Origin of the sequence: Rhodococcus sp. SG20037 (assembly GCF_031763325.1) — a bacterium.
In the GTDB taxonomy this organism is placed as follows: domain Bacteria; phylum Actinomycetota; class Actinomycetes; order Mycobacteriales; family Mycobacteriaceae; genus Rhodococcus_F; species Rhodococcus_F qingshengii.
The window spans coordinates 3,170,627-3,193,483 of sequence record NZ_CP134497.1 but is presented as its reverse complement, the minus strand read 5'-3'; the positions used below and the strand labels follow the sequence as shown (position 1 = coordinate 3,193,483).

Annotated in this window: 20 protein-coding genes; 8 read left to right on the top strand and 12 right to left on the bottom strand. The window is 63.3% G+C overall.

Going from position 1 to position 22,857, the window contains the following annotated elements:
- The first annotated feature begins 51 nt into the window (after positions 1 to 51).
- Positions 52 to 843: a hypothetical protein gene (locus RHP72_RS14840; protein ID WP_042449131.1), complete on the top strand. Its 792-nt coding sequence runs from the start codon at positions 52 to 54 to the stop codon at positions 841 to 843.
- Here the strand turns inward: RHP72_RS14840 and RHP72_RS14835 are convergent.
- Both RHP72_RS14835 and RHP72_RS14830 read right to left on the bottom strand, forming a co-directional pair.
- Entirely contained in the window at positions 833 to 2,599 is a 1,767-nt protein-coding gene (locus tag RHP72_RS14835) for an enoyl-CoA hydratase-related protein (protein WP_251014346.1), read from the bottom strand. The two genes, RHP72_RS14840 and RHP72_RS14835, sit on opposite strands and share 11 nt — an antisense overlap.
- Before the next feature lie 181 nt (positions 2,600 to 2,780).
- Entirely contained in the window at positions 2,781 to 3,272 is a 492-nt protein-coding gene (locus RHP72_RS14830; RefSeq protein ID WP_003944993.1) for a hypothetical protein, read from the bottom strand.
- A gap of 77 nt (positions 3,273 to 3,349) precedes the next feature.
- Between RHP72_RS14830 and RHP72_RS14825 the strand changes: the two genes are divergently transcribed.
- Both RHP72_RS14825 and RHP72_RS14820 read left to right on the top strand, forming a co-directional pair.
- Complete coding sequence (locus RHP72_RS14825; RefSeq protein ID WP_003944783.1) at positions 3,350 to 3,691, top strand: metallopeptidase family protein; 342 nt, start codon at positions 3,350 to 3,352, stop codon at positions 3,689 to 3,691.
- A gap of 106 nt (positions 3,692 to 3,797) precedes the next feature.
- Positions 3,798 to 4,406 (top strand): transcriptional regulator, encoded by a 609-nt coding sequence (locus RHP72_RS14820; RefSeq protein WP_007727873.1) that lies wholly within the window; start codon positions 3,798 to 3,800, stop codon positions 4,404 to 4,406.
- A gap of 11 nt (positions 4,407 to 4,417) precedes the next feature.
- On the opposite strand, the gene RHP72_RS14815 is transcribed toward RHP72_RS14820, so the two are convergent.
- The 8 genes from RHP72_RS14815 to RHP72_RS14780 form a co-directional block, all read right to left on the bottom strand.
- Positions 4,418 to 5,470, bottom strand: coding sequence for a ferrochelatase (locus RHP72_RS14815; protein ID WP_047270404.1), 1,053 nt, complete (start codon positions 5,468 to 5,470; stop codon positions 4,418 to 4,420).
- 84 nt (positions 5,471 to 5,554) lie between these two features.
- Positions 5,555 to 6,352, bottom strand: a complete 798-nt coding sequence (gene inhA / locus RHP72_RS14810) for an NADH-dependent enoyl-ACP reductase InhA (RefSeq protein ID WP_003944803.1) — start codon at positions 6,350 to 6,352, stop codon at positions 5,555 to 5,557.
- A gap of 54 nt (positions 6,353 to 6,406) precedes the next feature.
- The gene (gene fabG1, locus RHP72_RS14805) at positions 6,407 to 7,156 is read right to left on the bottom strand and encodes a 3-oxoacyl-ACP reductase FabG1 (RefSeq protein ID WP_007727875.1); all 750 of its coding nucleotides are present in this window, start codon (positions 7,154 to 7,156) and stop codon (positions 6,407 to 6,409) included.
- Positions 7,157 to 7,226: 70 nt separating this feature from the next.
- Complete coding sequence (locus RHP72_RS14800) at positions 7,227 to 8,207, bottom strand: VWA domain-containing protein (protein ID WP_003944878.1); 981 nt, start codon at positions 8,205 to 8,207, stop codon at positions 7,227 to 7,229.
- Complete coding sequence (locus RHP72_RS14795; RefSeq protein ID WP_283376413.1) at positions 8,204 to 9,196, bottom strand: DUF58 domain-containing protein; 993 nt, start codon at positions 9,194 to 9,196, stop codon at positions 8,204 to 8,206. The genes RHP72_RS14800 and RHP72_RS14795 overlap by 4 nt, the downstream gene beginning before the upstream one ends.
- A complete protein-coding gene (locus tag RHP72_RS14790; RefSeq protein WP_003944917.1) occupies positions 9,193 to 10,389 on the bottom strand; it encodes a MoxR family ATPase in 1,197 nt (398 codons plus the stop codon). The genes RHP72_RS14795 and RHP72_RS14790 overlap by 4 nt, the downstream gene beginning before the upstream one ends.
- Positions 10,390 to 10,539: 150 nt before the next feature.
- Entirely contained in the window at positions 10,540 to 12,087 is a 1,548-nt protein-coding gene (locus tag RHP72_RS14785; RefSeq protein ID WP_003944866.1) for an NlpC/P60 family protein, read from the bottom strand.
- A 451-nt stretch (positions 12,088 to 12,538) separates the two neighbouring features.
- Positions 12,539 to 13,129 carry a DUF6676 family protein gene (locus RHP72_RS14780; protein ID WP_070162284.1) on the bottom strand — a complete coding sequence of 197 codons (591 nt, stop codon included), beginning with the start codon at positions 13,127 to 13,129 and terminating at the stop codon, positions 12,539 to 12,541.
- A gap of 456 nt (positions 13,130 to 13,585) precedes the next feature.
- Here RHP72_RS14780 and acnA point away from each other — a divergent pair, with 456 nt between their 5' ends.
- Both acnA and RHP72_RS14770 read left to right on the top strand, forming a co-directional pair.
- Complete coding sequence (acnA, locus tag RHP72_RS14775; protein ID WP_007727883.1) at positions 13,586 to 16,387, top strand: aconitate hydratase AcnA; 2,802 nt, start codon at positions 13,586 to 13,588, stop codon at positions 16,385 to 16,387.
- Between the two features lie 180 nt (positions 16,388 to 16,567).
- Positions 16,568 to 17,134 carry a TetR/AcrR family transcriptional regulator gene (locus RHP72_RS14770; protein WP_003944970.1) on the top strand — a complete coding sequence of 189 codons (567 nt, stop codon included), beginning with the start codon at positions 16,568 to 16,570 and terminating at the stop codon, positions 17,132 to 17,134.
- 60 nt (positions 17,135 to 17,194) lie between these two features.
- Here RHP72_RS14770 and RHP72_RS14765 read toward each other — a convergent pair whose 3' ends face one another.
- Complete coding sequence (locus RHP72_RS14765; RefSeq protein ID WP_003944932.1) at positions 17,195 to 18,826, bottom strand: ABC-F family ATP-binding cassette domain-containing protein; 1,632 nt, start codon at positions 18,824 to 18,826, stop codon at positions 17,195 to 17,197.
- 129 nt (positions 18,827 to 18,955) lie between these two features.
- Here RHP72_RS14765 and RHP72_RS14760 point away from each other — a divergent pair, with 129 nt between their 5' ends.
- Entirely contained in the window at positions 18,956 to 19,741 is a 786-nt protein-coding gene (locus tag RHP72_RS14760) for an SDR family oxidoreductase (protein WP_047270400.1), read from the top strand.
- 10 nt (positions 19,742 to 19,751) lie between these two features.
- Positions 19,752 to 20,882: a lycopene cyclase family protein gene (locus RHP72_RS14755; RefSeq protein WP_192712425.1), complete on the top strand. Its 1,131-nt coding sequence runs from the start codon at positions 19,752 to 19,754 to the stop codon at positions 20,880 to 20,882.
- A gap of 14 nt (positions 20,883 to 20,896) precedes the next feature.
- On the opposite strand, the gene RHP72_RS14750 is transcribed toward RHP72_RS14755, so the two are convergent.
- A complete protein-coding gene (locus RHP72_RS14750) occupies positions 20,897 to 21,868 on the bottom strand; it encodes an alpha/beta hydrolase family protein (protein ID WP_192712426.1) in 972 nt (323 codons plus the stop codon).
- Positions 21,869 to 22,007: 139 nt separating this feature from the next.
- Here RHP72_RS14750 and RHP72_RS14745 point away from each other — a divergent pair, with 139 nt between their 5' ends.
- The gene (locus RHP72_RS14745) at positions 22,008 to 22,856 is read left to right on the top strand and encodes a Ku protein (RefSeq protein WP_020907736.1); all 849 of its coding nucleotides are present in this window, start codon (positions 22,008 to 22,010) and stop codon (positions 22,854 to 22,856) included.
- The last annotated feature ends 1 nt before the right edge of the window (position 22,857 follow it).

Sequence of the window (22,857 nt, the reverse complement as noted above, 5' to 3'; positions counted from 1 at the left end):
TCACAACGCCGGGGCCGCGCATGTCGCCACGCCGAACTAAACTTCACGGTCATGAGTTCTCCCAGCGCAACCCTCACCGTGTGGGCAGCGTCATGGCTCGCCGGCGACGCTGCGCCGGACGACGTCATCGACGCCCTTGCCGCGTGGGCACCGATGCACCTGATCGGCGCCGCCGATGCGGAAACCGCGGTCCGCCACGATCTCGAATGGCCGGGAGTCACGGCTTCCGGTGTGCCCACCCTGCTCAGAATCGCACGCTCGGAGGCTGCCGAGGTCCGCCTGGTCCTTCCTACGGCTGGTGATGTACGTGGTCTGCCCACCGGGACCGAGTTCGCGCGCGCTGCGATCGCAACGGGTGAAGGGATACAGATCGGCGCCGTCGGCAAGCCTGGAGTCGGACTCGTGCCATCGAAGGAAGGCCCGGACGTCTTGCGATGGACGGTCTTCTCCATTCCCACTGTGGCGGGCAGCGCCGAATCGATCGGACTCCGCGAAGCCGAATACGAACTGCGCCAAGCTGTTCGGGACGCAGCCGAGGTGCTCGGCGGGCTTCCGGCCGTAGCCACCGGAATACCTGGAAACGACGCTCGTACGCTGGTCGCCGAAGCCCTGCAGGCACAGGCCGGACACCGCTGGCCGTCGACACTGTCACCTCGGCATTTGCAGGTGATCGACACCGCCGACAACGTGGCAGCCATTCTCACCGTGGCTGCGTCGGTATCGACCAATCAGGCCCCGAGCGTGTCTACTGCGCAGAGGCGTGACGACCTGCTGCGACGACTGTGGGACGTTGTTCGCACTGCCCGTGTCGCGTCGGCGAACAGCGTGTCGATCAGAGCTTGAGCACGAAGTTCCGGCGTTTCTCGGCAAACCCGTTGCGGTCACCGAACATGTCGATCTTCATCTCTTCGAGCTCACGCTCCTCGTAGGGCTCCACCGGATCACGTTCCAGTCGAAGACGTTTGCGCTCCAGCATCGATTCCAGCCGATCTCCTTCGAGCAAGTCGGTGGCGACCTCGCGCAACCACGCCTCGAACAGATCCGGCCGCCTGGGGCCGATCGCGTCGACAAGTCCGATGTCCAAGGCTCGACGGATGCCGATCGCACTGCACTCGGCCAGCAGACTGCGGGCCTGCTGCTCGCCGACCCGAGCCGGAAGTGTGTACGTGTGCAGTTCCGAGCCGAACAGGCCCATCGTGGCGTAATGAGGATTGAGAACCACACCGTCCCTGGCCACGACTACGTCGGCTCCAAGCGGGAGCATGACCCCGCCGGCACCGGCGTTGCCTGTGAATGCCGCCACCACAACCTGTTCCGTACAGGTGACGATCGCTTTCGCGATCTCGTTGATGGCTTTGATGTTGGCCCACGCTTCTCCGGCTTGATCCGACGCGGCCTCGATGACGTTGAGGTGGATACCGTTGCTGAATCTGTCGTAGTCACCCGTCAGGACAAGGATCTTGGTGTCCTGCGTGATCGCCCAGCGGAGCCTGGAGGTCAGTCGCGCGCATTGCTTCGTACTCATCGCACCGTTGTAGAAGCGGAACGAGAGATATCCGATTTCGCCGTCGCGGTGATAGTCGGTCTCGGGGTAACGACTCTCCCAGACCTGTGGAACGAACACGTCCGGACGTACGACCGCGGTCGACGGAAGTTTGACATTGCCGGCGCCGACGAGCCGCGCATGTCCGATCCATACGGAGCCCGCACCGGTGGCAACACGTATTGCCTGGTGGAAGTACTCGACGATGGTGCCGGGCGCTGCATCGACGTGGGTATCGAGGTGAGCGTCGTAGACGTAGACCCGGTCGAGCCCCAACTGAACGGCGACGCCGGGAAAGCCGTCGGCGGCGTTGACGGCGCGGACGATGCTCGACGCGTCTTGCTCCCAGCTGAAAACGCGATCGGCCTGTTTCATGCTGGGCCTCGATCGGGTCGAAGCCACGGGCCGCGCAACTCGGTCCGATGGGATCGCCTGGAAGTCAGGAGTACGGAAATGTTCGACGACCTCCGTAATGCACTCCATCGCCGCGTCGGTGACTTCCTCGTTGTATACCGAGGATTTGGTTGCCCCGTTCCGGAGTTCGAACGTCCGCCAGGCCCACACCGCTCCGGCATCGAGTTCCTCAGCGGCCTGCAATGCCGTGACACCCCAGATCGGTTCGCCATCCGTTATCGCCCAGTCCAGCGACGACGGCCCGCGATCTCCGGGCGGGCCGGGATGGATGATGATCGTTGTCCACCGCTGCCAAACAGATTCCGGGACATAGGCTTTCAAGAACGGGCAGATGACGAGGTCAAAATCTCCCGAAGAAGTCGCGGCCAGCACTGCGTCCGCGTCGGCGACGACGGCTGTACGGACTTGGTGTCCCGCCTCGCGAAGAACAAGACCGGCCCGCTGCGAGAGACCGTTGTCGGAGGTGACGAGAAGAAGCACGCTCAACGGTGGCGCGAAGGTCGTACGTGGGCGTGAGCGCCGGAACAGCGCCGCCGTCGCCGCTCGCAGACGGCCCCTGCCCGATACACCTTCACGTAGCTTAGCCGTTGCTCCATCGCTGGAAATAGCCACAGAAGTCGTGAGCGCGGCCGATTTGGGCATCGATCGTACTTCGGGGGTCGAAACCATGAATTCCTGCTCGCATGCTCGGGTATCTGCAGCGCAGACCAGACTCCCCCCAGAGCAGGACCGACGCACCGATAGATTGATTGAGGTATTTAGGGACTTTATACCTACCGTCGGTTTGTTTCAATAGCTATTTTCAAGCAAACCTTTTGATCGATCAACCCACAGTCTTGTGATTGATCGCGATATGGCGGTCGATGCGAATATGTTCATCCAGCGTCGGGTAGCGCAAACCGGTGTCCTGGCTGTACCCCTGACGGCGCAACCAATCCAGGACGTCGCCCCAGAACCAGATCCCCCCGGCAACCGAGTTGTACGGAATCGGGAAAGGCGTAGCCGCCTGCCGGACCCCTCGCACCCACTGCCCGACAGCTTGCCGCGTCACCCCCGCACGGTCGGCAATGTCCTGACGTGACACCAGATCGGGATGTGTCCGCTGGGGACGCACGCCTGCAGCCACCAACTGGTCCACCACTGTGATAGCCGTTGTCGCCGCTCGCATACCTTCCGAGGTGAGCGTCAGCAGCTGCAGCCCGCGTCGGTCCTCGACCCTTCCGCCCAAGCTCTCTTCGATCGCCTGCTCTTGCGAGACTGTCAGCATCTGAACGATGAATGTGAATTCGTAACGGTGATAGAGGTCTTCGGCCACGCAATGAACATAGCCGTAAGCTGCACTGTTTCCACATGGACACACCCGGATCCCGCCCCCGCACGCACAATGGGCAAATGATCGACGTGGACGACAGCCAGTTCGAGGACATGGTCAAGCGGGCGCTCGACAGCCTGCCACCGAAATTGGGTGCGGAGATGGCCAATGTCGCAGTGACCGTTCAACTCGAAGGTGGACGACCGGGGCTACTCGGGCTGTATCAGGGCATCCCACTGACCAAGAGAACCACCACGTACGCCGGCGTCCTTCCCGACCGCATCACGATCTACCGCAGGGCCATCTGTGCGATCTGCAGCACCGAAGACGAGGTGATCGAGCAAGTTCGCCGAACAGTGATCCACGAAATCGGCCACCACTTCGGGATCGGAGATCCCCGGTTGCGTGAACTCGGATGGTGACAACCGACTCATCTACAAGTCGGAAATCAGCTAGAGGTTGATAATCGGCGAATTGTCATGTCAGCTGTACCAAACCCGCAACAATTGAACACTTACAGGAGTTCGCATGGTCAATTTGATCCAGATCGCCCCGAAGAATGCCCCGACGTTCGCGATGAGCCGACAGAAGGCCGCAGAACTGCTGGGCATCTCGGTCGACAGCGTCGCGTTTCTCCTCAAGTCTCGCTATCTCCCGGATCTGGACGCCGGTCGGTTGATCAAGATGGCCAACCAGCCCTGGTTGTACTCGGACGGCGACTTTCCCGTCCTTCAGCAGGGCGCATCCGAACTTGCACCCAAGAAGATGCTGCCCGCACGTAAGTACATCGGCGAGAGCGCAATTCACTCCGACGCCGAATGCGTGGAGGCCAACCAGGGGCAGTGGGCGGGATTCAACGTCGACCATGTGCTCGGCGCCCGCTTCCTGCCTGTGACGCTGCGTAAGTTTCCGGTGTCGGTGCTGCAGATCCACGACGTCAACGACGACGACGAAGAACGCGTCTCGTTTGTCGCGACCCTCGCCGGGCGAGTCCGCGAACTGGGCGCGCCCGAACTCAACTACATAGACCCGTCACTGAGCCCCGAGGATCGACAGATCGTCGAGACGCTCCTCACCTCGCGCAGCACGTCCACCGTTCCCGGGCCCTGCGGAAAGCTCAAGCATCCGAACACCTGAGCGCCGGACCGTCAGCGGGGACGCTGAACGGCCGCGCAGCAATTGACCGCACACGAGAGACCGTTGGTGGTCGAGCCGAGCAGCGGCTCGACCCCCAGTCGCAGTGGCTGCTCGGCCTCGGCCAGTTCCCGAACGAGCGTGGGCACCAGCTGCGCAAAACGCTGATCGCGGCCGGGCGTTGCTGCCCGAACGAAATCCATCCCGAGTTCGGCTGCCTTGTCCTTGGCCTCGGTGTCCAGGTCCCACACCACTTCGAGGTGATCGGAGACGAAACCGACGGGGCACACGATCACGGCGCGAACATCCTTGGCGGACAACGTATCCAGGTGATCACAGATGTCGGGGTCCAGCCACGGAACCTGCGGCGGGCCTGATCGCGACTGCCACACCAGATCGAAATCCTCGGCGCCGACGGCCTCAGCAACCAACTTCGCGGCCTCGGCGACCTGTCGACTGTAGAGGTTTCCGCCCTCTGCCGGCGGCCCTGCATTGCGGTCTGCGGCACTCGGTACCGAATGCGCGGTGAACACCAGGCGCGCAGTATCGCGAGTCGCTTCGGGCAACTCTGCGCGGGCCGCGCGCACACCGTCGGCGAACGCGCCGACGACCAGCGGATGGTCGTAGTACTGGCGAAGTTTTGTCAGCGTCGGTGCGCCGTCACCGACCGCCTCACGGGCGCGAGCGATGTCCTCGTGGTACTGCCGACATCCGGAGTAACCACCCCACGCCGACGTGGCGAACACGGCGGCGTTGCGGACACCGTCCTCGCGCATCTTGGCAACGGTGTCTTCGACCATCGGGTGCCAGTTGCGGTTGCCGAAGTACACGGGCAAATCCACGCCGGCTGCTGCCAGCTCACCTTCGACCCGTTCGATCAGGTCTCGGTTGAGCGCGTTGATGGGCGAAACTCCACCGAAATGCATGTAGTGCTCGACGACGGCGTCGAGCCGCTCCGGTGGCACTCCCCTACCGCGGGTGACGTTTTCGAGGAACGGCCGTACGTCTTCGGGTTTCTCGGGACCGCCGAACGACAAAACGAGAAGAGCATCGAACTGCATGTCCATACTTGCGGTCATGAGTTCAATCTTGCGCGATGCCGTTCGGCGGGAGTCACCCGGGTACTCACCTGCGTAGTAGAAGGGGTGCTACTAGCCGACCATCGCGTGGAAGCCGCCGTCGACGTAGATGATCGACGCGGTCGTGCCGGGCAACCAATCCGAGAGAACGGTGCAGACCGTTTTGGCGACCGGCTCGCGATCGTCGACGTCCCAGCCGATGGGCGCAGCACCGTCCCATGCGGTGTTCAGCTTGTCCAACTCCGCGCCCGGACCGGTGCTGTCACCGGCAATGGCCTTGGCGGCCAAGGTCTTGATCGGGCCGGAGGACACCAGGTTCGAGCGGATGCCGCGGACGCCGACCTCTTTGGCCACGTACCGATTGACGGCCTCGAGGGTCGCCTTGGAGACACCCATCCAGTTGTAGAACGGCATCGCGCGCGCCGGATCGAAGTCCATACCGACGATGGACGCGTTGTCGTTGAGCACCGGCAGCAAGGCCTTGGCCAGTGCGCTGTACGAGTAGGCGGACACCTCGAGTGCGACCGCCACGTCTTCCCACGGCGCGTCCATGAACGGGCTTCCCAGGCAGGAGCGGGGAGCGAAGCCGATCGAGTGGACGACGCCGTCGATACCCTCGGGAGCCAGCTCGCGCACACGCTCGGCGAGAGATGCGAGATCCTCCGAGCTCTGGACGTTGAGCGAGATTGCCGGCGGCACGGGCTGCGGCAGTCGCTGGGCGATGCGATCGATGAGGCGCAGACGATCGAATCCGGTGATCAGTACCTTCGCGCCCTGCTCCTGCGCGACCTTGGCCACGTGGAACGCGATCGACGAATCGGTGATGATGCCGGTGACAAGAATGGTCTTACCCTCGAGCAAGCCGCCCATGAGATGTCCTCCTGATTTCAGACGTACGAGAAAGGTGTGTGTGCGAAAAGCGGGTCAGTGCCCCATGCCGAGTCCGCCGTCGACGGGGATGACCGCACCCGAGACGTAGGCCGAATCGTCGGAGGCGAGGAAACTGACAACTGCTGCAACATCTTCCGGCTTTCCGGTCCGCTGCAACGGGATGAACTCGGTGGCCTTGTCCTTGACGTCGTCGCCCAGTGCTGCCGTCATGTCGGTCTCGATGAACCCGGGAGCGACGACGTTGGCGGTGATCGAACGTGAGCCGAGTTCCCTTGTCAGGGAACGAGCGATACCGACGATGCCTGCTTTGGACGCGGCGTAGTTGACCTGGCCGGCTTGACCTGCCAGACCCACCACAGAGCCGAGGAAGATGAACCGTCCGAAACGCGCGCGCAGCATCGACCGGGTCGCACGCTTCGAGAGGCGGAACGTACCGGTGAGGTTCGCGTCGACGACGCTCGTGAACTGCTCTTCGCTCATTCGCATGATCAGTGTGTCGTCGGTGACGCCGGCATTGGCGACGATGACCTCGACCGGCCCCTGGTGCGCTTCGACCTCTTTGAATGCACGGTCGATCGACTCGGTGTCGGTGACGTCGCACACGACGCCGAACAACCCTTCGGGGACACCGGAACCGCGGTGCGTGACGGCTACCTTGTGGCCGTCTGCGGCGAGCCGCTGAGCGACGGCCAAGCCGATTCCGCGGTTACCGCCGGTGACGAGCACCGAGCGCGGTGTGGTGACGGTCCGTTCGGAAACCACTGTCGTGGGAGGGGTAGACATGGCGATCAACCTATCAATTCTCTGCGGGCCGCGTACCAGCGGTATTTGGACAATTCGGAACTGCTCTCGATCAGGGCAGACGCTGCCTGCGTACCAGGGCAATCGTCAGACCAGCGGTCGCGAACACGACGCCGAGAACCAACCACGGTCGACTCGCATCGCCTCGTGTCGTCTCGAAACCGATCTGCTCTTCGAGCGTGTCGTACACCTGGCGCAGTTCTTCGAGGCTCGATGCCGTGAAGAAACTTCCGCCGGAAAGGTTGGCGATCTCCTTCAATGACGCGTCGTCGACCGGGACGGGGATTCGGTCTCCTTCGATCTCGACTCGCCCGTATGTCGTTCCGAAGGAAATGGTCGAGATCGGAACGCCCTTGTCCTTGGCCTGACGGGCAGCGGTGAATCCGCCCCGCGGATCGTCCGAGTTTTCGGGAACGGTCTGCTTACCGTCGGACAGCAACACGATGCGCGCCGGTGGCGCCTGATCGCTGCCGCCGAGAACAGCCGACAGCGTGTCGATCGACTGCAACGAGGTGAAGATCGCTTCGCCCGTCGCCGTTCGCTCACTGAGCTTGAGGTTGTCGATGGCGACCTTCGTCGCGTCACGATTCGTGGTGGGCGACACCAGAACCGAAGCCGTTCCGGCAAATGCGACCAACCCGAGGTTGATGCCGGGAGTCAGACCGTCGGCGAACGACTTCGCAGCTTCCTGCGCTGCTGCCAATCGCGTCGGCTCGACGTCGGTGGCCTGCATCGACAGCGACACGTCGATCACGAGGATCACCGTGGCGCGGTTTCGCGGGACCTTCTTGTCTGCCGTCGGACCGGCAAGGGCGACGGTGAAGAACACCAATGCGATGACCATCAGAATCGCCGGAATATGACGCCACCGCCCGGGCCGCGAAGGCGCGACCTTCTCCAACAGTGCGAAGTTCGTGAACCGAAGTGTGTGCTTGGCTCGCTGCTTCTGCACGAGTACGTAACCGACCACCAACGCGGCGATGACAGCGAGGAACAGCAGCCACCACGGTGCGGTGAATTGAGAAAGACTCACGAACGAACGCCCCCAGTTCCGGCGCCGGCACCATAACTGTGTCGGCGTGCCGAGATGAATCTCACGACGTCGGCGATCCAGTCCCGATCGGTGTGCAGGGACATGAGCGGTGCGCCGCAACGACGTAGAGCTTGCCTGACCTCGACGCGGTGCTCGGCGGCGACTCTGGCGAAGTCGGCGCGCAATTGCGGCGTCGTGGTGAATTCTCTGGTCCGGCCGGACTCGGGATCGTGGAGCACCACGTCGCCCACGTCGGGCAGTTCGAGGTCTCGCGGATCGACCACTTCGACACCGAGCATGTCGTGCCGTCCTGAAATGGCGCGCAGCGAGCGTTCCCAGTCGATCGGTCCGAGGAAGTCACTGATGACCACCGCCAGTCCGCGCCGACGCTGTGGGCGTCTGAGCGCTTCGATCGCGCCGACCAGATCACCGCGTACCCCGTCCGGCGCGTGCGGAGTCGTCGCGATCTTGCGGAGCATCGCCTGTGCGTGAATTCGCCCACCGCGGGCCGGAATTCGAGTTGTCTGTGCGCCGGTCGAGATGATGGCGCCGACGCGGTTACCGCCCGAACTGGTCAGGTGAGTGATCGCCGCGGCTGCGGCGACGACCAGGTCGCGCTTCTCGCATCCGGCGGTCCCGAAGTCGAGACTTGCGGACAAGTCGATGACGAGCCACGTCTCGAGCTCACGATCTGCGACCGACTGACGCACGTGTGGGTGCGTCGTCCGTGCGGTGACGGACCAGTCCATCTGCCGCACGTCGTCGCCCGGCTGATACTCGCGGGCATCTCCCGGCTCCGAACCCGGACCGGGAATCAGGCCGAGATGATCGCCGTGCAGCACACCGTCGAGGCGGCGGCGAACCGTCAGCTCGAGGGTGCGCAGCGCAGCGGTGAGTTTGGGGTCGCTGAGCTCGCCGGATCGGAACGACGGCGGAGAACCGGTGGATCCGGCGGGTGTCGCCTGGCCACCGTCGCGGCCTTCGGTCACTGCGGGCGACTCATCGTCTCAGCGGTCGCGATCGGCGCGCCGTTGCCCTGCGGATTAGCTGTGCCCTGCGGATTAGCTGTGCCCGGTGCGTTGAACTGCGGTGCTTGCGGTGCGCCCTGCTGGGGCGGTCCGGGAACGGTAGGAACCGGCCGCGCGGCGATCTGCGGCAGTCCGACGGTCTGCAGCACCCGGGCGATGACGGCGTCGGGAGTCACCTCGTCGGCCATGGCGTCGTAGGAAAGAACGAGGCGGTGGCGCAGCACGTCCGGGATCACCTCGATGACGTCCTGCGGCACTACGTAGTCGCGCCCGCGGACGAGAGCGAGAGCTCGCGACGCGGCGATGATGCCGAGCGTCGCACGGGGTGAGGCACCGTACGCGATCCAGCCCGCGACGTCCTCGAGTCCGACCTCACGCGGCGTACGCGTAGCGGCGATGACCCGGACAACGTAATCGACGAGCGCGTGGTGAACGAAGACGTTGCTGGCGACACGTTGGAGCCTGACCAACTCCTCCGGACCGAGGATCTGGTGCGGCTCCGGGGCCGCGACGCCCATCCGGTAGACGATTTCGCGTTCTTCCTCCACTGTCGGGTAATCGACGAGGATCTTGAACAGGAAGCGGTCGCGCTGCGCTTCGGGGAGCGGGTAGACGCCCTCGTTCTCGATGGGGTTCTGCGTCGCCATCACCAGGAACGGATCGGGCATGTGGTACCGCTTGCCACCGATCGAGACGTGGCGTTCTGCCATCACCTCGAGGAGCGCGGACTGCACCTTGGCCGGGGCACGGTTGATCTCGTCGGCCAACACGAAGTTGGCGACGACGGGGCCGAGTTCGGTGTCGAACTCCTCGCGGCCCTGACGGTAGATGCGCGTGCCGATCAGGTCGGTGGGCACCAAGTCCGGGGTGAACTGGACGCGGGAGAACGAACCGCCGACGACCTTCGCGAAAGTCTCGACAGCCAGCGTCTTGGCGACACCGGGTACGCCTTCGAGGAGGACGTGCCCCTTGGCGAGAAGTCCGACGAGAATGCGCTCGACAAGCCGGTCCTGCCCGACGATGACTCGCTTGACCTCGTAAATCGCTCGTTCCAAGGTCTGAACGTCGGCTGCCAGGGAAGGTGCTGCTCCGTCCGCACTTCCACTCGCCTTGCTTACGTCGACCGTTCCGACCGAATCTTCACGTGAGGTCACCAAGAATCCATCGCTTTCACCTAGAAAAGTACCGACAGTAACGTGTTCCTCGTCAACTATTCCAGGTAGTTGCGCTCGATGCCGTAACACCACGTCGGGAACTTGATACTTCCCTGACAATGCGGGTGTCAGCGGCATTTCCTCTGACGGTCAGGACACCAGTCGGACGGCGTACGGCGTCATTCCGCCCCACCGAACCGGTGAGACCATGACACTCGAACCGGATTGTGGTGCCTCGAGCATCTGACCGTTACCGAGGTAGAGCGCCACGTGTTGGCTGGCGTTGGGGCCGTAGAAGATCATGTCGCCGCGCTTCATCTCCGAAGACGGAACCTGAGTGCCTGCGGTGTACTGATAGCCGGTGTAGTGCGGCAGCGAGATCCCGATGCCGGCAAAGGCATAAATCATCAAGCCGGAGCAGTCGAACCCGACCTTGTTGAAGTCGCCGTAACTGTCAGCGACGCCGCCGTCACGGATGCCTCGCGTCGGACCGTTCTCGTCGCCGCCGCCCCAGGCATACTGCACGCCTAGCTGAGACATTCCGCGGTCGATGACGGATTCGATTGCAGCGCTTCCGGTGACGGAAGGCTTCGGAGTGGTGGGTTTCGGCGTCGTCGGCTTCGGGGTGGTGGGCTTGGGCGTCGTGACCGTTTCCTCGTCGGTGCCGGTCTCTTCGTCCGTGCCTGTTTCCTCGTCGGTCCCTGTTTCTTCGTCAGTCCAGGTGTCGTCGTCGTCGGGGATGACGGTCGGAGTCGGGTCTTCGACCGCGGTGTGCGGACGCTGGGCTGCTGCCAGTGCGGCAGCTCGATCCTTGGCTGCCTGGTCGGCTGCGGCACGGGCGGCGGCCTGAGCGGCCGCTTCCTTGGCAGCGGCTTCGAGAGCCTTCTGATGCGCTTCCTCGGCACGGCGCTGTTCGTCCCAGGTCGCGTATGCCTGGCGTTGACCCTGCAAGCCGGCGACGGCGTTGCGGGCGGCGTCGAGCTGAGCCTGGGCAGAGTTGCGCTCGGCTTCGATCGCGGCCTTCTTGGCTACCTGCTGATCGAGAGCGTTGCGCGCGATCTGAATCGCCTGCTCCGCCAGATCCTTCAGTTGTGCCGCGACCTCGGCGGCGGCATCGGCCTGCTGCTTGGCCTGGCGGGTCGCGGAATCCTTGTTCGCCTGCTCGGTGCGTGCTCGCTGGAGACCGTCGAGCACTGCACTCTGCGTATTGGCGAGAAGCTTGAGGACCTGGGCGCGGTCGAGAACGTCGCCAGGACCCTTGGCGTCGAGGAACGACGAGATCGACGCAGTATTGGTGCCCTTGACGTAGCTCGAGCGTGCGTACTTGTCGAAGTCCGTCTGAGCGACCTCGATCTGCGCCGACGCGTCCTTCAGAGCTTGTTTCGTGACTCCGACGGCCTGCGCTGCGGAGTCTGCGGCGCCGCGAGCGTTCTGCAGATCCACGAGAGTCTTGTTGACGTCTTCACGCTTGATCGCAACTTCGTTGTCGAGTGCCGACAACTGTTCGTTTGCCGATGCGACTTGATTGATGAGCGCGCTGACGGTGCCGACGCTCGACGAGACCTGCGAATCTGCCGCGGCGATATCCGAGTCACTCGGATTCGGCGGCGGTGGCGGTACGGCCGAGGACATGGCCGGCGTCCCGACGATCAGGGATCCGACGACGCCGAATCCGATGACCAGTTGCGCCAGGCGCATCGATTTACGGGAAGGACCACGACGGGACTCGCCGCCACGTGTTACTTGCCTCACAAATAACTCTCCCTCGCGTGTAACGCCACGGCCCGCTGGGTCGCCGATCCGTGCGGGGAGGGAATGCGCAGACCAAGCACCGGTCGCCCACAGCCCGAGAGCTGCTCGTCGACCTGGACGTGCCGTACGAACGCCACCGTCGACACCTCGAGAACGAGGCAACCGACAAGTACGCGTCGAACAACATCAGCCTGTCTGCGACACTTCTTCCCCAAAAAGTGCCAGTTGTACCGTACGACACTCAAGCGCTCTTTGGAAACTTTAGCCACAAATAACACAAACGGTATTTGAGCTGGTCGAATGGCATGCAGGCACCAAAAAGGGCAGGTACTCACCGCAAACAGCGGTGAGTACCTGTTTTCGACGAGTTACTGAAAATCTCGCAAGAGGACCAAGGTCAGACGGAATCGGCCCGGTGGTCGGATGGTGCTGGTGTTTCCGAAGGCGAAGCGATATGTCTGGTTTGCGCGTTTTCTGGCTCTCGCCGCCACTTGACGGCAAAGGTAATTCCGGCAATAACCGCCACCACTGCGATGACAAGGACCGTGTAAAGCGTCCACGGCGGACCTGGCGCCACGATCTCGTGCGAGAAGCGGTCCGCGGTCACGCTTGCGCTTTCGCCGAAAGATCGGTCCTGTGCAGTTTCGAGCTGCACTCGACTGATCGAATCGCTGTAGCTACCCATCCAGTCAGGGCTCAGAACGAGAACCGTTCCGCCTTCTGTTTTGCCGACCGTCGTGGCCAGGTCTCGAAGATCGGACGGCCGGCCCGGATTTGCGTCGACTACTACGACGCTCAAGTCGACACCACGTTCACGAGCGTCGGTCACCACCGCGGTCAGCCCCGCAACATCATCCGCGGGGGCGGAGACGCCGTCCGTCGAAATGTCCGCGAGCACGTCGTCGAGATCGACGTCCGACGGAACAGCGACGTGCAACGGGGACTTCACGTGCACAGGCGCAAAAGCGTGATTTGTAGGAGCAGACATCTCTCATCCGGGTGCTGTTCGGATTCCGTCCACCGCTGAGATGCGGGGAGTTCTTCCGAGGTCGTTTTTCGGCGGCCGACCCGCGACGGGCCTGCATGCACCCTACTTCAGGTCGACTGCCACCAGGCGTCACACACAACCGCCGCGCGTGCCGCCCGAGCGGTAGCTGTGGGTGCGGTCACCCAGCCAAGCCTGCGTTGCGCAGGCCCGCAGTCTGCATGAAGATTGTTTCGGTCAACTTGCCCTGAATTCTCACAGGACAAGCGTACTGTTAGACTTGGACCAAGAGGTACCACCGGTCAGGACAGGTTCTACTGCAGCTCCGATGTTCGGACAGTTCTCACGCGAACTGTGCGATTGGCGTGAGCTACGGAGGATCTTCCCGGCCGAAGTACCTCGCTTCAGCTGCCGACACAGCCCCGTCGGTAGCGACCCTCATAGACGAGTGGAGCAGACGTGAGCACCAGTATCGATTCATTCGGAGCCAAGGGAACCCTCGAGGTCGGTGAGAACTCTTACGAGATCTTCCGCCTCTCGGCCGTCCCCGGCACCGAGAAATTGCCCTATTCCTTGAAGGTTCTCGCCGAGAACCTTCTCCGCACCGAAGACGGCGCCAACATCACCGCGGATCACATCCGCGCAATCGCAAGCTGGGATCCCTCAGCCGAGCCGAGCATCGAAATCCAGTTCACGCCTGCCCGCGTGATCATGCAGGACTTCACCGGCGTTCCTTGCATCGTCGACCTCGCCACCATGCGTGAGGCCGTCACCACCCTCGGCGGCGACCCGAACAAGGTCAACCCGCTCTCCCCCGCCGACATGGTCATCGACCACTCGGTCATCCTCGACGTCTTCGGCCAGGCCGACGCACTCGAGCGCAACGTCGACCTCGAATACGAGCGCAACGGCGAGCGTTACCAGTTCCTCCGTTGGGGCCAGGGCGCATTCGACGACTTCAAGGTCGTCCCCCCGGGAATGGGCATCGTTCACCAGGTCAACATCGAGTACCTGGCACCCACCGTCATGTCGCGTAACGGACAGGCATACCCCGACACCTGTGTCGGCACCGACTCGCACACCACGATGGTCAACGGCCTCGGCGTGCTCGGCTGGGGCGTCGGCGGCATCGAGGCCGAGGCAGCAATGCTCGGCCAGCCCGTCTCCATGCTGATCCCCCGCGTCGTCGGCTTCAAGCTCTCCGGTGAGATCAAGCCCGGCGTCACCGCAACCGACGTCGTGCTCACCGCCACCGAGATGCTCCGTAAGCACGGCGTCGTCGGCAAGTTCGTCGAGTTCTACGGCAACGGTGTTGCCGAGGTTCCGCTCGCGAACCGCGCGACGCTGGGCAACATGAGCCCCGAATTCGGTTCCACCGCAGCGATCTTCCCGATCGACGCCGAGACCATCGAATACCTGCGCCTCACCGGCCGCAGCGACGAGCAGCTCGCTCTCGTCGAGGCGTACGCCAAGGAACAGGGCCTGTGGCACAACCCCGACAAGGAACCCGTCTTCTCGGAGTACATCGAGCTGGATCTGGGAACCGTTGTTCCCTCGATCGCCGGCCCGAAGCGCCCGCAGGACCGAATCCTGTTGTCGGAGTCCAAGACTGCGTTCCGCAAGGACATCCACAACTACGTGGAAGAGAACCACCCGACCGAGCACACCCAGCTCGACGAGGCCGTCGAAGAGTCCTTCCCGGCTTCCGATCCCGCGGTTCTGTCGTTTGCCGACGACGGAGCGGTCGACGTTCTCTCTGCTGCCAACGGTGCAGAAGGCCGTCCGAGCAAGCCGGTCGTCGTCAAGTCCGACGCCGGTGAGTTCGTTCTCGACCACGGCGCCGTCGTCGTTGCAGGTATCACCTCCTGCACCAACACGTCCAACCCGTCGGTCATGCTCGGCGCTGCACTGCTCGCACGCAACGCCGTCGAAAAGGGCCTCGCCACCAAGCCGTGGGTCAAGACCAACATGGCTCCCGGTTCGCAGGTCGTCACCGACTACTACGAGAAGGCCGGCCTGTGGCCGTACCTCGAGAAGCTCGGTTACTACCTCGGTGGTTACGGCTGCACCACGTGCATCGGTAACACCGGACCGCTGCCCGAGGCAGTCTCGAAGGCGATCAACGACAACGACCTCTCGGTCACCGCGGTGCTCTCGGGTAACCGTAACTTCGAGGGACGTATCTCCCCCGACGTCAAGATGAACTACCTGGCTTCCCCGCCGCTCGTGATTGCCTACGGCCTCGCCGGAACCATGGACTTCGACTTCGAGACCGATTCGCTCGGTAACGACACCGACGGAAACCCCGTCTACCTCAAGGACATCTGGCCGTCCACGCAGGAAATCGAAGAGACCATCAAGTCCTCGATCGACCAGGACATGTTCCGCAAGTCGTACGCAACCATCTTTGCGGGCGACAGCCGCTGGCAGAACCTCGAAACCCCGAAGGGTGACACCTTCGAGTGGGACGAGAACTCCACCTACGTGCGGAAGCCACCTTACTTCGACGGCATGACGATGGATCCGGCTCCGGTCAAGGACATCAAGGGCGCTCGCGTCCTCGCACTGCTCGGCGACTCGGTCACCACCGACCACATCAGCCCGGCAGGTCCGATCAAGGTCGGCACCCCCGCTGCGCAGTACCTCGACTCCCATGGCGTCGAGCGTGCGGATTACAACTCGCTCGGCTCGCGTCGCGGTAACCACGAGGTCATGATTCGCGGAACGTTCGCGAACATCCGTCTGCGCAACCAGCTCCTCGACGACGTCTCGGGTGGTTACACCCGCGACTTCACGCAGGAAGGCGCACCGCAGGCATTCATCTACGACGCGTCGCAGAACTACCAGGCAGCCGGCATCCCGCTGGTCGTCCTGGGCGGCAAGGAGTACGGCTCCGGATCCTCGCGTGACTGGGCAGCCAAGGGCACGAGCCTGCTCGGCGTCAAGGCCGTCATCACCGAGTCGTTCGAGCGCATCCACCGCTCCAACCTGATCGGCATGGGCGTTGTCCCGCTGCAGTTCCCGGTCGGCGAGTCCGCAGGTTCGCTCAAGCTCGACGGCACCGAGACCTTCGACATCGAAGGTGTCGAGAAGCTCAACGAGGGCGTCACCCCGAAGACCATGAAGGTCACGGCGACGCGCGAGAACGGCGAGAAGGTCGTGTTCGACGCAGTCGTACGCATCGATACCCCCGGCGAAGCGGATTACTACCGCAACGGCGGCATCCTGCAGTACGTGCTTCGCAACATGATCCGCGGCTAGTAGGCACTACGTGCCTGTGAGCACTTTCGGCCCCTGACGGGTCACAAAGCGCTCACGACCACTTTCGCCGGAAGGCGAACCAGGTTTCATCGGTGGTCGTGAGCGCTTTGTGCACTGAGTCGACATTCAGCGCCTACGGCCGAAAGTGTTCACAGGCAACCCGACAAAGGAGGGATGCCCGTGCCCAAGGTCAGTGAAGACCATCTCGCGGCACGGCGCAGTCAGATCCTTGACGGCGCCCGCCGCTGCTTTGCGGAATACGGCTACGACGGCGCCACAGTTCGCCGTCTCGAAGAAGTCACCGGTTTGTCCCGCGGAGCGATCTTCCATCACTTCAAGGACAAGGACGGCCTGTTCCTCGCTCTCGCAAGCGAGGATGCGAGCCGGATGGCAGATGTCGTCGCCGAAGAGGGCCTCGTCCAGGTCATGCGGGACATGCTCGCGCAGCCCGACCAATTCGATTGGCTGGGAACGCGACTGGAGATAGCGCGTCGACTGCGCAACGACGCCGATTTCCGCGAGAAGTGGTCACAGCGCTCCGTAGAACTGACGGAAGCGACCAGTGCGCGTCTCGCCAGACAGAAATCGGCAGGCAGACTCCGTGACGACGTCCCCACCGAAATTCTGATCGGATACCTGGATCTGGTGATGGACGGCCTGGTCGCGAGAATCGCCTCCGGCCACGGCGTCGACAACCTGTCAGCGGTTCTCGATCTGGTCGAGGAATCGGTGCGGCGGAGAGATTGAGGGGCTTCGCCCCTGTGCGCCTTTTTGGTAGTTCCCACTACCAAAAAGGCGCACAGGGGGTTAGGCGAGCTGGATCAGCTCGAGGTACTCCTGCGACCAGTGGTCCTCGTTGCCGTCGGGCAGGAGGATGACCCGCTCGGGGTTGAGTGCCTCGGCAGCACCCGGATCGTGGGTGACCAGGACGACGGCACCGGTGTAGCTGCGGAGCGCGTCGAGCACCTGCTCGCGTGAGATCGGGTCCAGGTTGTTGGTGGGCTCGTCGAGAAGCAGAACGTTGGCAGCGGACGACACCAGACCGGCCAGAGCCAGACGCGTCTTTTCACCACCCGAGAGCGTTCCGGCCGGCTGTTCGAGCTGCGGGCCGGTGAACATGAAGGCACCGAGCAGCGAACGCAGTTCCTGCTCCCCTGTGTCCGGCGCGGCGTGGCGGATGTTCTCCCACACGGACGCGTCGTCGTCGAGGGTGTCGTGCTCCTGAGCGAAGTAGCCGACCTTGAGTCCGTGACCGGCGATCAGCTCACCAGCGTCCGCTTTCTCCGCGCCCGCGAGGATGCGGAGCAGTGTGGTCTTACCTGCACCGTTGAGTCCGAGGATCACCACACGAGACCCACGATCGATCGCGAGATCGACACCGGTGAAGATCTCGAGCGAGCCGTACACCTTGGTGAGGTTCTTGCCCATCAGAGGAGTCTTGCCACAAGCGGCGGGTTCGGGGAAACGAATCCGCGCAACCTTGTCCGAGACACGTTCGGCATCGAGGTTCGCCATCAATTTGTCGGCTCGCTTGGCCATGTTCTGAGCCGCGACGGCCTTGGTTGCCTTTGCGCCCATCTTGGCGGCCTGAATCCGCAGCGCACCGGCCTTCTTCTCGGCATTGGCGCGCTCGCGGCGACGACGCTGCTCGTCCGTGGCACGAGCGTCGAGGTACTTCTTCCAGTTCATGTTGTAGACGTCGGCCTCACCGCGGACGGCATCGAGGAACCACACGCGGTTGACGACGTCGTTGAGCAGGTCGACGTCGTGGCTGATGACCACCAGTCCACCCTCGTGGTTCTGGAGGAAGCCACGTAGCCAGGTGATGGAGTCGGCGTCGAGGTGGTTGGTGGGCTCGTCGAGCAGCAGAGTCGTGTCCGAGCGGGCACCGCTGCCGTCGGAGGCGGCGAAGAGGATGCGCGCCAATTCGACGCGACGACGCTGACCGCCGGACAGCGTGCTGAGCGGCTGCCCGAGAATGCGGTCTTCGAGACCGAGGCTGCTGGTGATGCGTGCGGCTTCACTCTCGGCTTCGTATCCGCCGAGGGCCGAGAACCGATCCTCGAGCTGACCGTACTTCTTGACCGCGCGGTCCTGCGATTCCTGATCGAGCACCTCGCCCATCAGAATCTGCTGCTTCTCCATCTCGCGGAGCATCGTGTCGAGGCCACGTGCGGAGAGAACCCGGTCCTTGGCGAGGACGCTCAGGTCGCCCTCTTTGGGGTCCTGCGGGAGGTATCCGAGTTCACCGGTACGTACGACGCTTCCCGCATATGCCTCACCTTCGCCGGCGAGGATGCGCAGTGTGGTCGTCTTTCCGGCTCCGTTACGTCCGACGAGTCCGATCCGGTCGCCCGGCTGGATGCGCAACGAAGGCCCGGGAGCCGTGAGAAGGGTGCGGACACCGGCACGAACTTCGAGGTCAGTGGCGGTAATCAAGCAAACTCCTCAGGAAAAACGACGAATACGGGTAAACAATGCCTGACTACAGACACAAGAACTATCGATTTTACCGTGACCTGACGGTCGTTCCGACCAGCAGCGTGTGAGTCCGCTAACGTTCGGGACATGACTAGCGAAAACAGCACTCGTCCTCGCGACCTCGAAGGCCGTGCCGCCATCGTCACCGGCGCAAGTCGCGGAATCGGCAAAGCTGTCGCCGCCGAACTCCTCGCTCGCGGTGCCGACGTCTTGATCACAGCCCGCAAGCCGGAGCCTCTCGAGGCCGCCGCATCCGAGCTGTCCGCTCTGGGGCACGGCGGAAAGGTCGTCGCATTCGCGGGCAACGCAGCCGATGCCGAAGCCCGCTCCGGTGCCGTCGACCGCGCCGTGTCCGAATTCGGTTCACTCGACATTCTGGTCAACAACACCGGAATCAACCCCGTCTTCGGTTCGCTCATGGAAGCGGACCTCGACGCCGTGCGCAAGATCTTCGACGTGAATGTGGTTGCCGCCCTCGGTTACGTCCAGCAAGCACATCGGGCATGGATGGGCGAACACGGTGGAGCCGTCGTGAACCTGGCAAGTGTGGCCGGGATCCGGTCGACGGGCGTCATCGCGGCGTACGGCGCGTCGAAGGCTGCGCTCATCCGCCTGACGGAAGAACTGGCCTGGCAACTGGGACCGAAGATTCGTGTCAACGCCGTAGCTCCCGGGATCGTCAAGACGCAGTTCGCGGCAGCCCTGGTCGCTGCCGGCGAGGACAAGGCGTCGGCGGGCTACCCGATGAAGCGGCTCGGCACCCCCGAGGACGTTGCCGGTCTGGTCGGCTTCCTCGTCTCCGACGCGGCGGCGTGGATCACGGGCGAAACGGTCCGGGTCGACGGCGGTCTGCTCGCAACGGGATCGATGTAGTGCGCCGGTCGTGAGCACAGACAACTCCTCCGCCGACGTGGTGATCGTCGGTGGCGGCCCGGCCGGGCGGGCACTCGCCACCCGCTGTATCGCCCGGCAACTCACCGTCGTCGTTGTCGATCCGCATCCCCATCGGGTGTGGACGCCGACCTATTCGGCGTGGGCTGACGAGCTGCCGTCGTGGCTGCCGGTCGATGTGATCGCAAGCCGGATCGAACGCCCGAGCGTGTGGACCCGCAGACAGAAAACGCTTGATCGCACATATTGCGTATTGAATACATCTTTACTGCAATCATTTCTCTCAGGCACATCCGTACAGTTCAGAGCCTTGCGTGCTCAAACACTGTCACCTACCGCCGTCCTGTGCGTGGACGGATCGCAGCTGACAGGTTCCGTCGTCATCGACGCCCGGGGTACCGAACTGACGGTGACAATCGCCCAGCAGACCGCCTTCGGAGTGATCGTCGACCGCGCTCTGGCCGATCCGATTCTGGGTGGTGGCGAAGCCTGGTTCATGGACTGGCGAACAGACAACGGCGCCTCCGACGCCGACACTCCGTCGTTTCTCTATGCGGTCCCACTCGATGACGAGCGAGTTCTCCTCGAGGAGACCTGCCTCGTCGGCCGGCCGGCGTTGGGGCTCCGCGAACTCGAAGCGCGTCTGCGCACCCGGCTTCGCAATCGGGGCTGCGAAGTCCCCGACGACGCACCGGTCGAGCGAGTCCGTTTTGCAGTCGAAGGCCCGAAGGAATCGTTCCCCGACGGTGTCCTCCGTTTCGGCGGGCGAGGCGGTCTGATGCATCCGGGAACCGGATACAGCGTTGCCTCGTCACTCGCCGAGGCAGACGCTGTCGCCAAAGCAATCGCCGACGGTGGAGATCCCAACGCGGCGCTCTGGCCGCGGTCGGCCAAGGCGGTGTCTGCCCTTCGCCGCGTTGGCCTGAACACACTTCTCACCCTCGGCTCGGGAGAGGTCGCGACATTCTTCGACACGTTCTTCGATCTACCGGTCGAGGCTCAGCGGTCCTACCTGTCCGATCGGCGGGACGCGTCCGCGACGGCGAAGGTGATGGCAACCCTGTTCCGATCGTCACCGTGGCACGTCCGAAAGACGTTGATGCGCGCGCCGTTTCTGAGGTGAGCACTCCGGACCGACTACTGCGCTCCCATCGAGCCGGCGATCATCGGCCAGGAATTGTGTAGGTCGTCCTGCCAGTAGCCCCACGAGTGGGTTCCGGTCGGCTTGAAGTCGAACGTCGCGGGGATGCCCAGTGCGTTCAGTCGGTCCGCCAAGCCGTGCGTGCACCCGTTGACCGCGGATTCGATGATGCCGCCGACGACGATCTGATTAAGGAGGGCTCCGGGATTTCCGTTCACATCGGGTGCCTGAAGGTTGTCGTGCGGACCTGGCAGCCCGGATCCGGTGGAAACGTACAGTGCGGTCCCCCGCAACTTCTCCGCGTTCACGACCGGATCGTTCTCGCGCCACCCCGGACCGTCGAACGGTCCCCACATGTTTGTCGGATCAGCGCCACCCCGCGCGCCGACCACCAACCGCACATAGTCCTGACCCGGCTGGGTGGAAGTCTCCGCGCACCCGCTGTAGGCCCCGACACTCCGATAGAGCCCTGGTGCCGAGATCGCGAGATTGAGTACCGACGTCGCCGTCATCGAAATCGCCGCGATGGAGTTGACCCCGTTGGTACCGAACTGCGCATCGATGACGGGCGGCAGTTCGCGAGTGAGGAACGTCTGCCACTTGTTGCGCCCGAGTACGGGATCGTCTTTCTGCCAGTCGGTGTAGTAGCTGAACGCTCCTTCCAGCGGCGTCACGACGTTGACGTTCTTGTCGGCGAAGAAGTCCAGGACATCGGTCCGTCCTTCCCACGTTGCACTGTCCTCGCCACCACCGGCGCCGTTGAGCAGATACAACGTGGGCCGTGGGGCGCTCGTGTCGGCGGGGAGGATCATCTCGAGTGGAATGTCGCGGCCCATCGCATCGGAGTGGACGCTGATGGTTACGGTTCGTGCCGGATCTGCGTTCGCGGGCAAAGGCGCAAACAGCAGTGGAACCAGTGAAATCGCCAGCGCCGCGGTGACGCGTCGACGGTAGGTTCGGATTCTCATCGGAGCGTCCCCCAGGTGTGCGAGTCGGGTTCTCGAAGCGGATACCCGCTCGATACGCCCCGAACCGACCCATCCACACGCAACGGTTCGGGATCAACCGTGATCGTTTGCCTCGCGCAAACGGCCGGCGGCGACCATCATGGGAGGCATGCGCTCGATTTGGAAAGGCTCGATAGCCTTCGGTCTGGTCAACGTCCCGGTCAAGGTGTACTCGGCGACCGAGGACCACGACATCCGATTTCACCAGGTCCATGCAAAAGACGGTGGCCGCATCAAGTACAACCGTGTGTGTTCCGAGTGCGGAAACACGGTTCAGTTCGCGGACATCGACAAGGCGTACGACTCGGAAGACGGATCGCGCGTCATCTTGAGCGACGAGGACTTCAACAAACTCCCGGCTGCGGAGAAGCACGAGATTCCGGTGCTGGAATTCGTGCCGAACGATCAGATCGATCCGATCTTGTTCGAGAAGAGTTACTTCCTCGAACCCGATTCGGCGTCGCCGAAGGCGTACGTCCTGCTTTCGACTGTGCTCACCGAGAGTGATCGAACGGCACTGGTGCATTTCACGCTGCGACAGAAGACGCGCCTGGCCGCGATGCGCGCTCGCGACGGCGTCCTGGTGATCCAGACGTTGCTGTGGCCCGACGAAGTTCGCGCAGCAGAGTTCCCTTCGCTCGACGACGTGGAGAAGCCGAAGGCCAAGGAACTGAAGATGGCGCAGACGCTCGTCGAGAGCATGGCGGGCGACTTCGATCCGACCGAGTTCACCGACGACTACCAGCTCCAACTGCGGCAGTTGCTCGACGAGATGATCGAGAACGGCGGCAAGAAGGTCATCCCCGCCGCCGAGGTCGACCAAGAGGGCACCGATGCGGAGGTGGTCGACCTGGTTGCCGCACTGCAGCGCAGTGTGGACGAAGCGAAGTCGAACGCCTCCAAGGCCGGCTCGTCGAAGTCGACCACACCGAGGAAGAAACGAGCCTGAG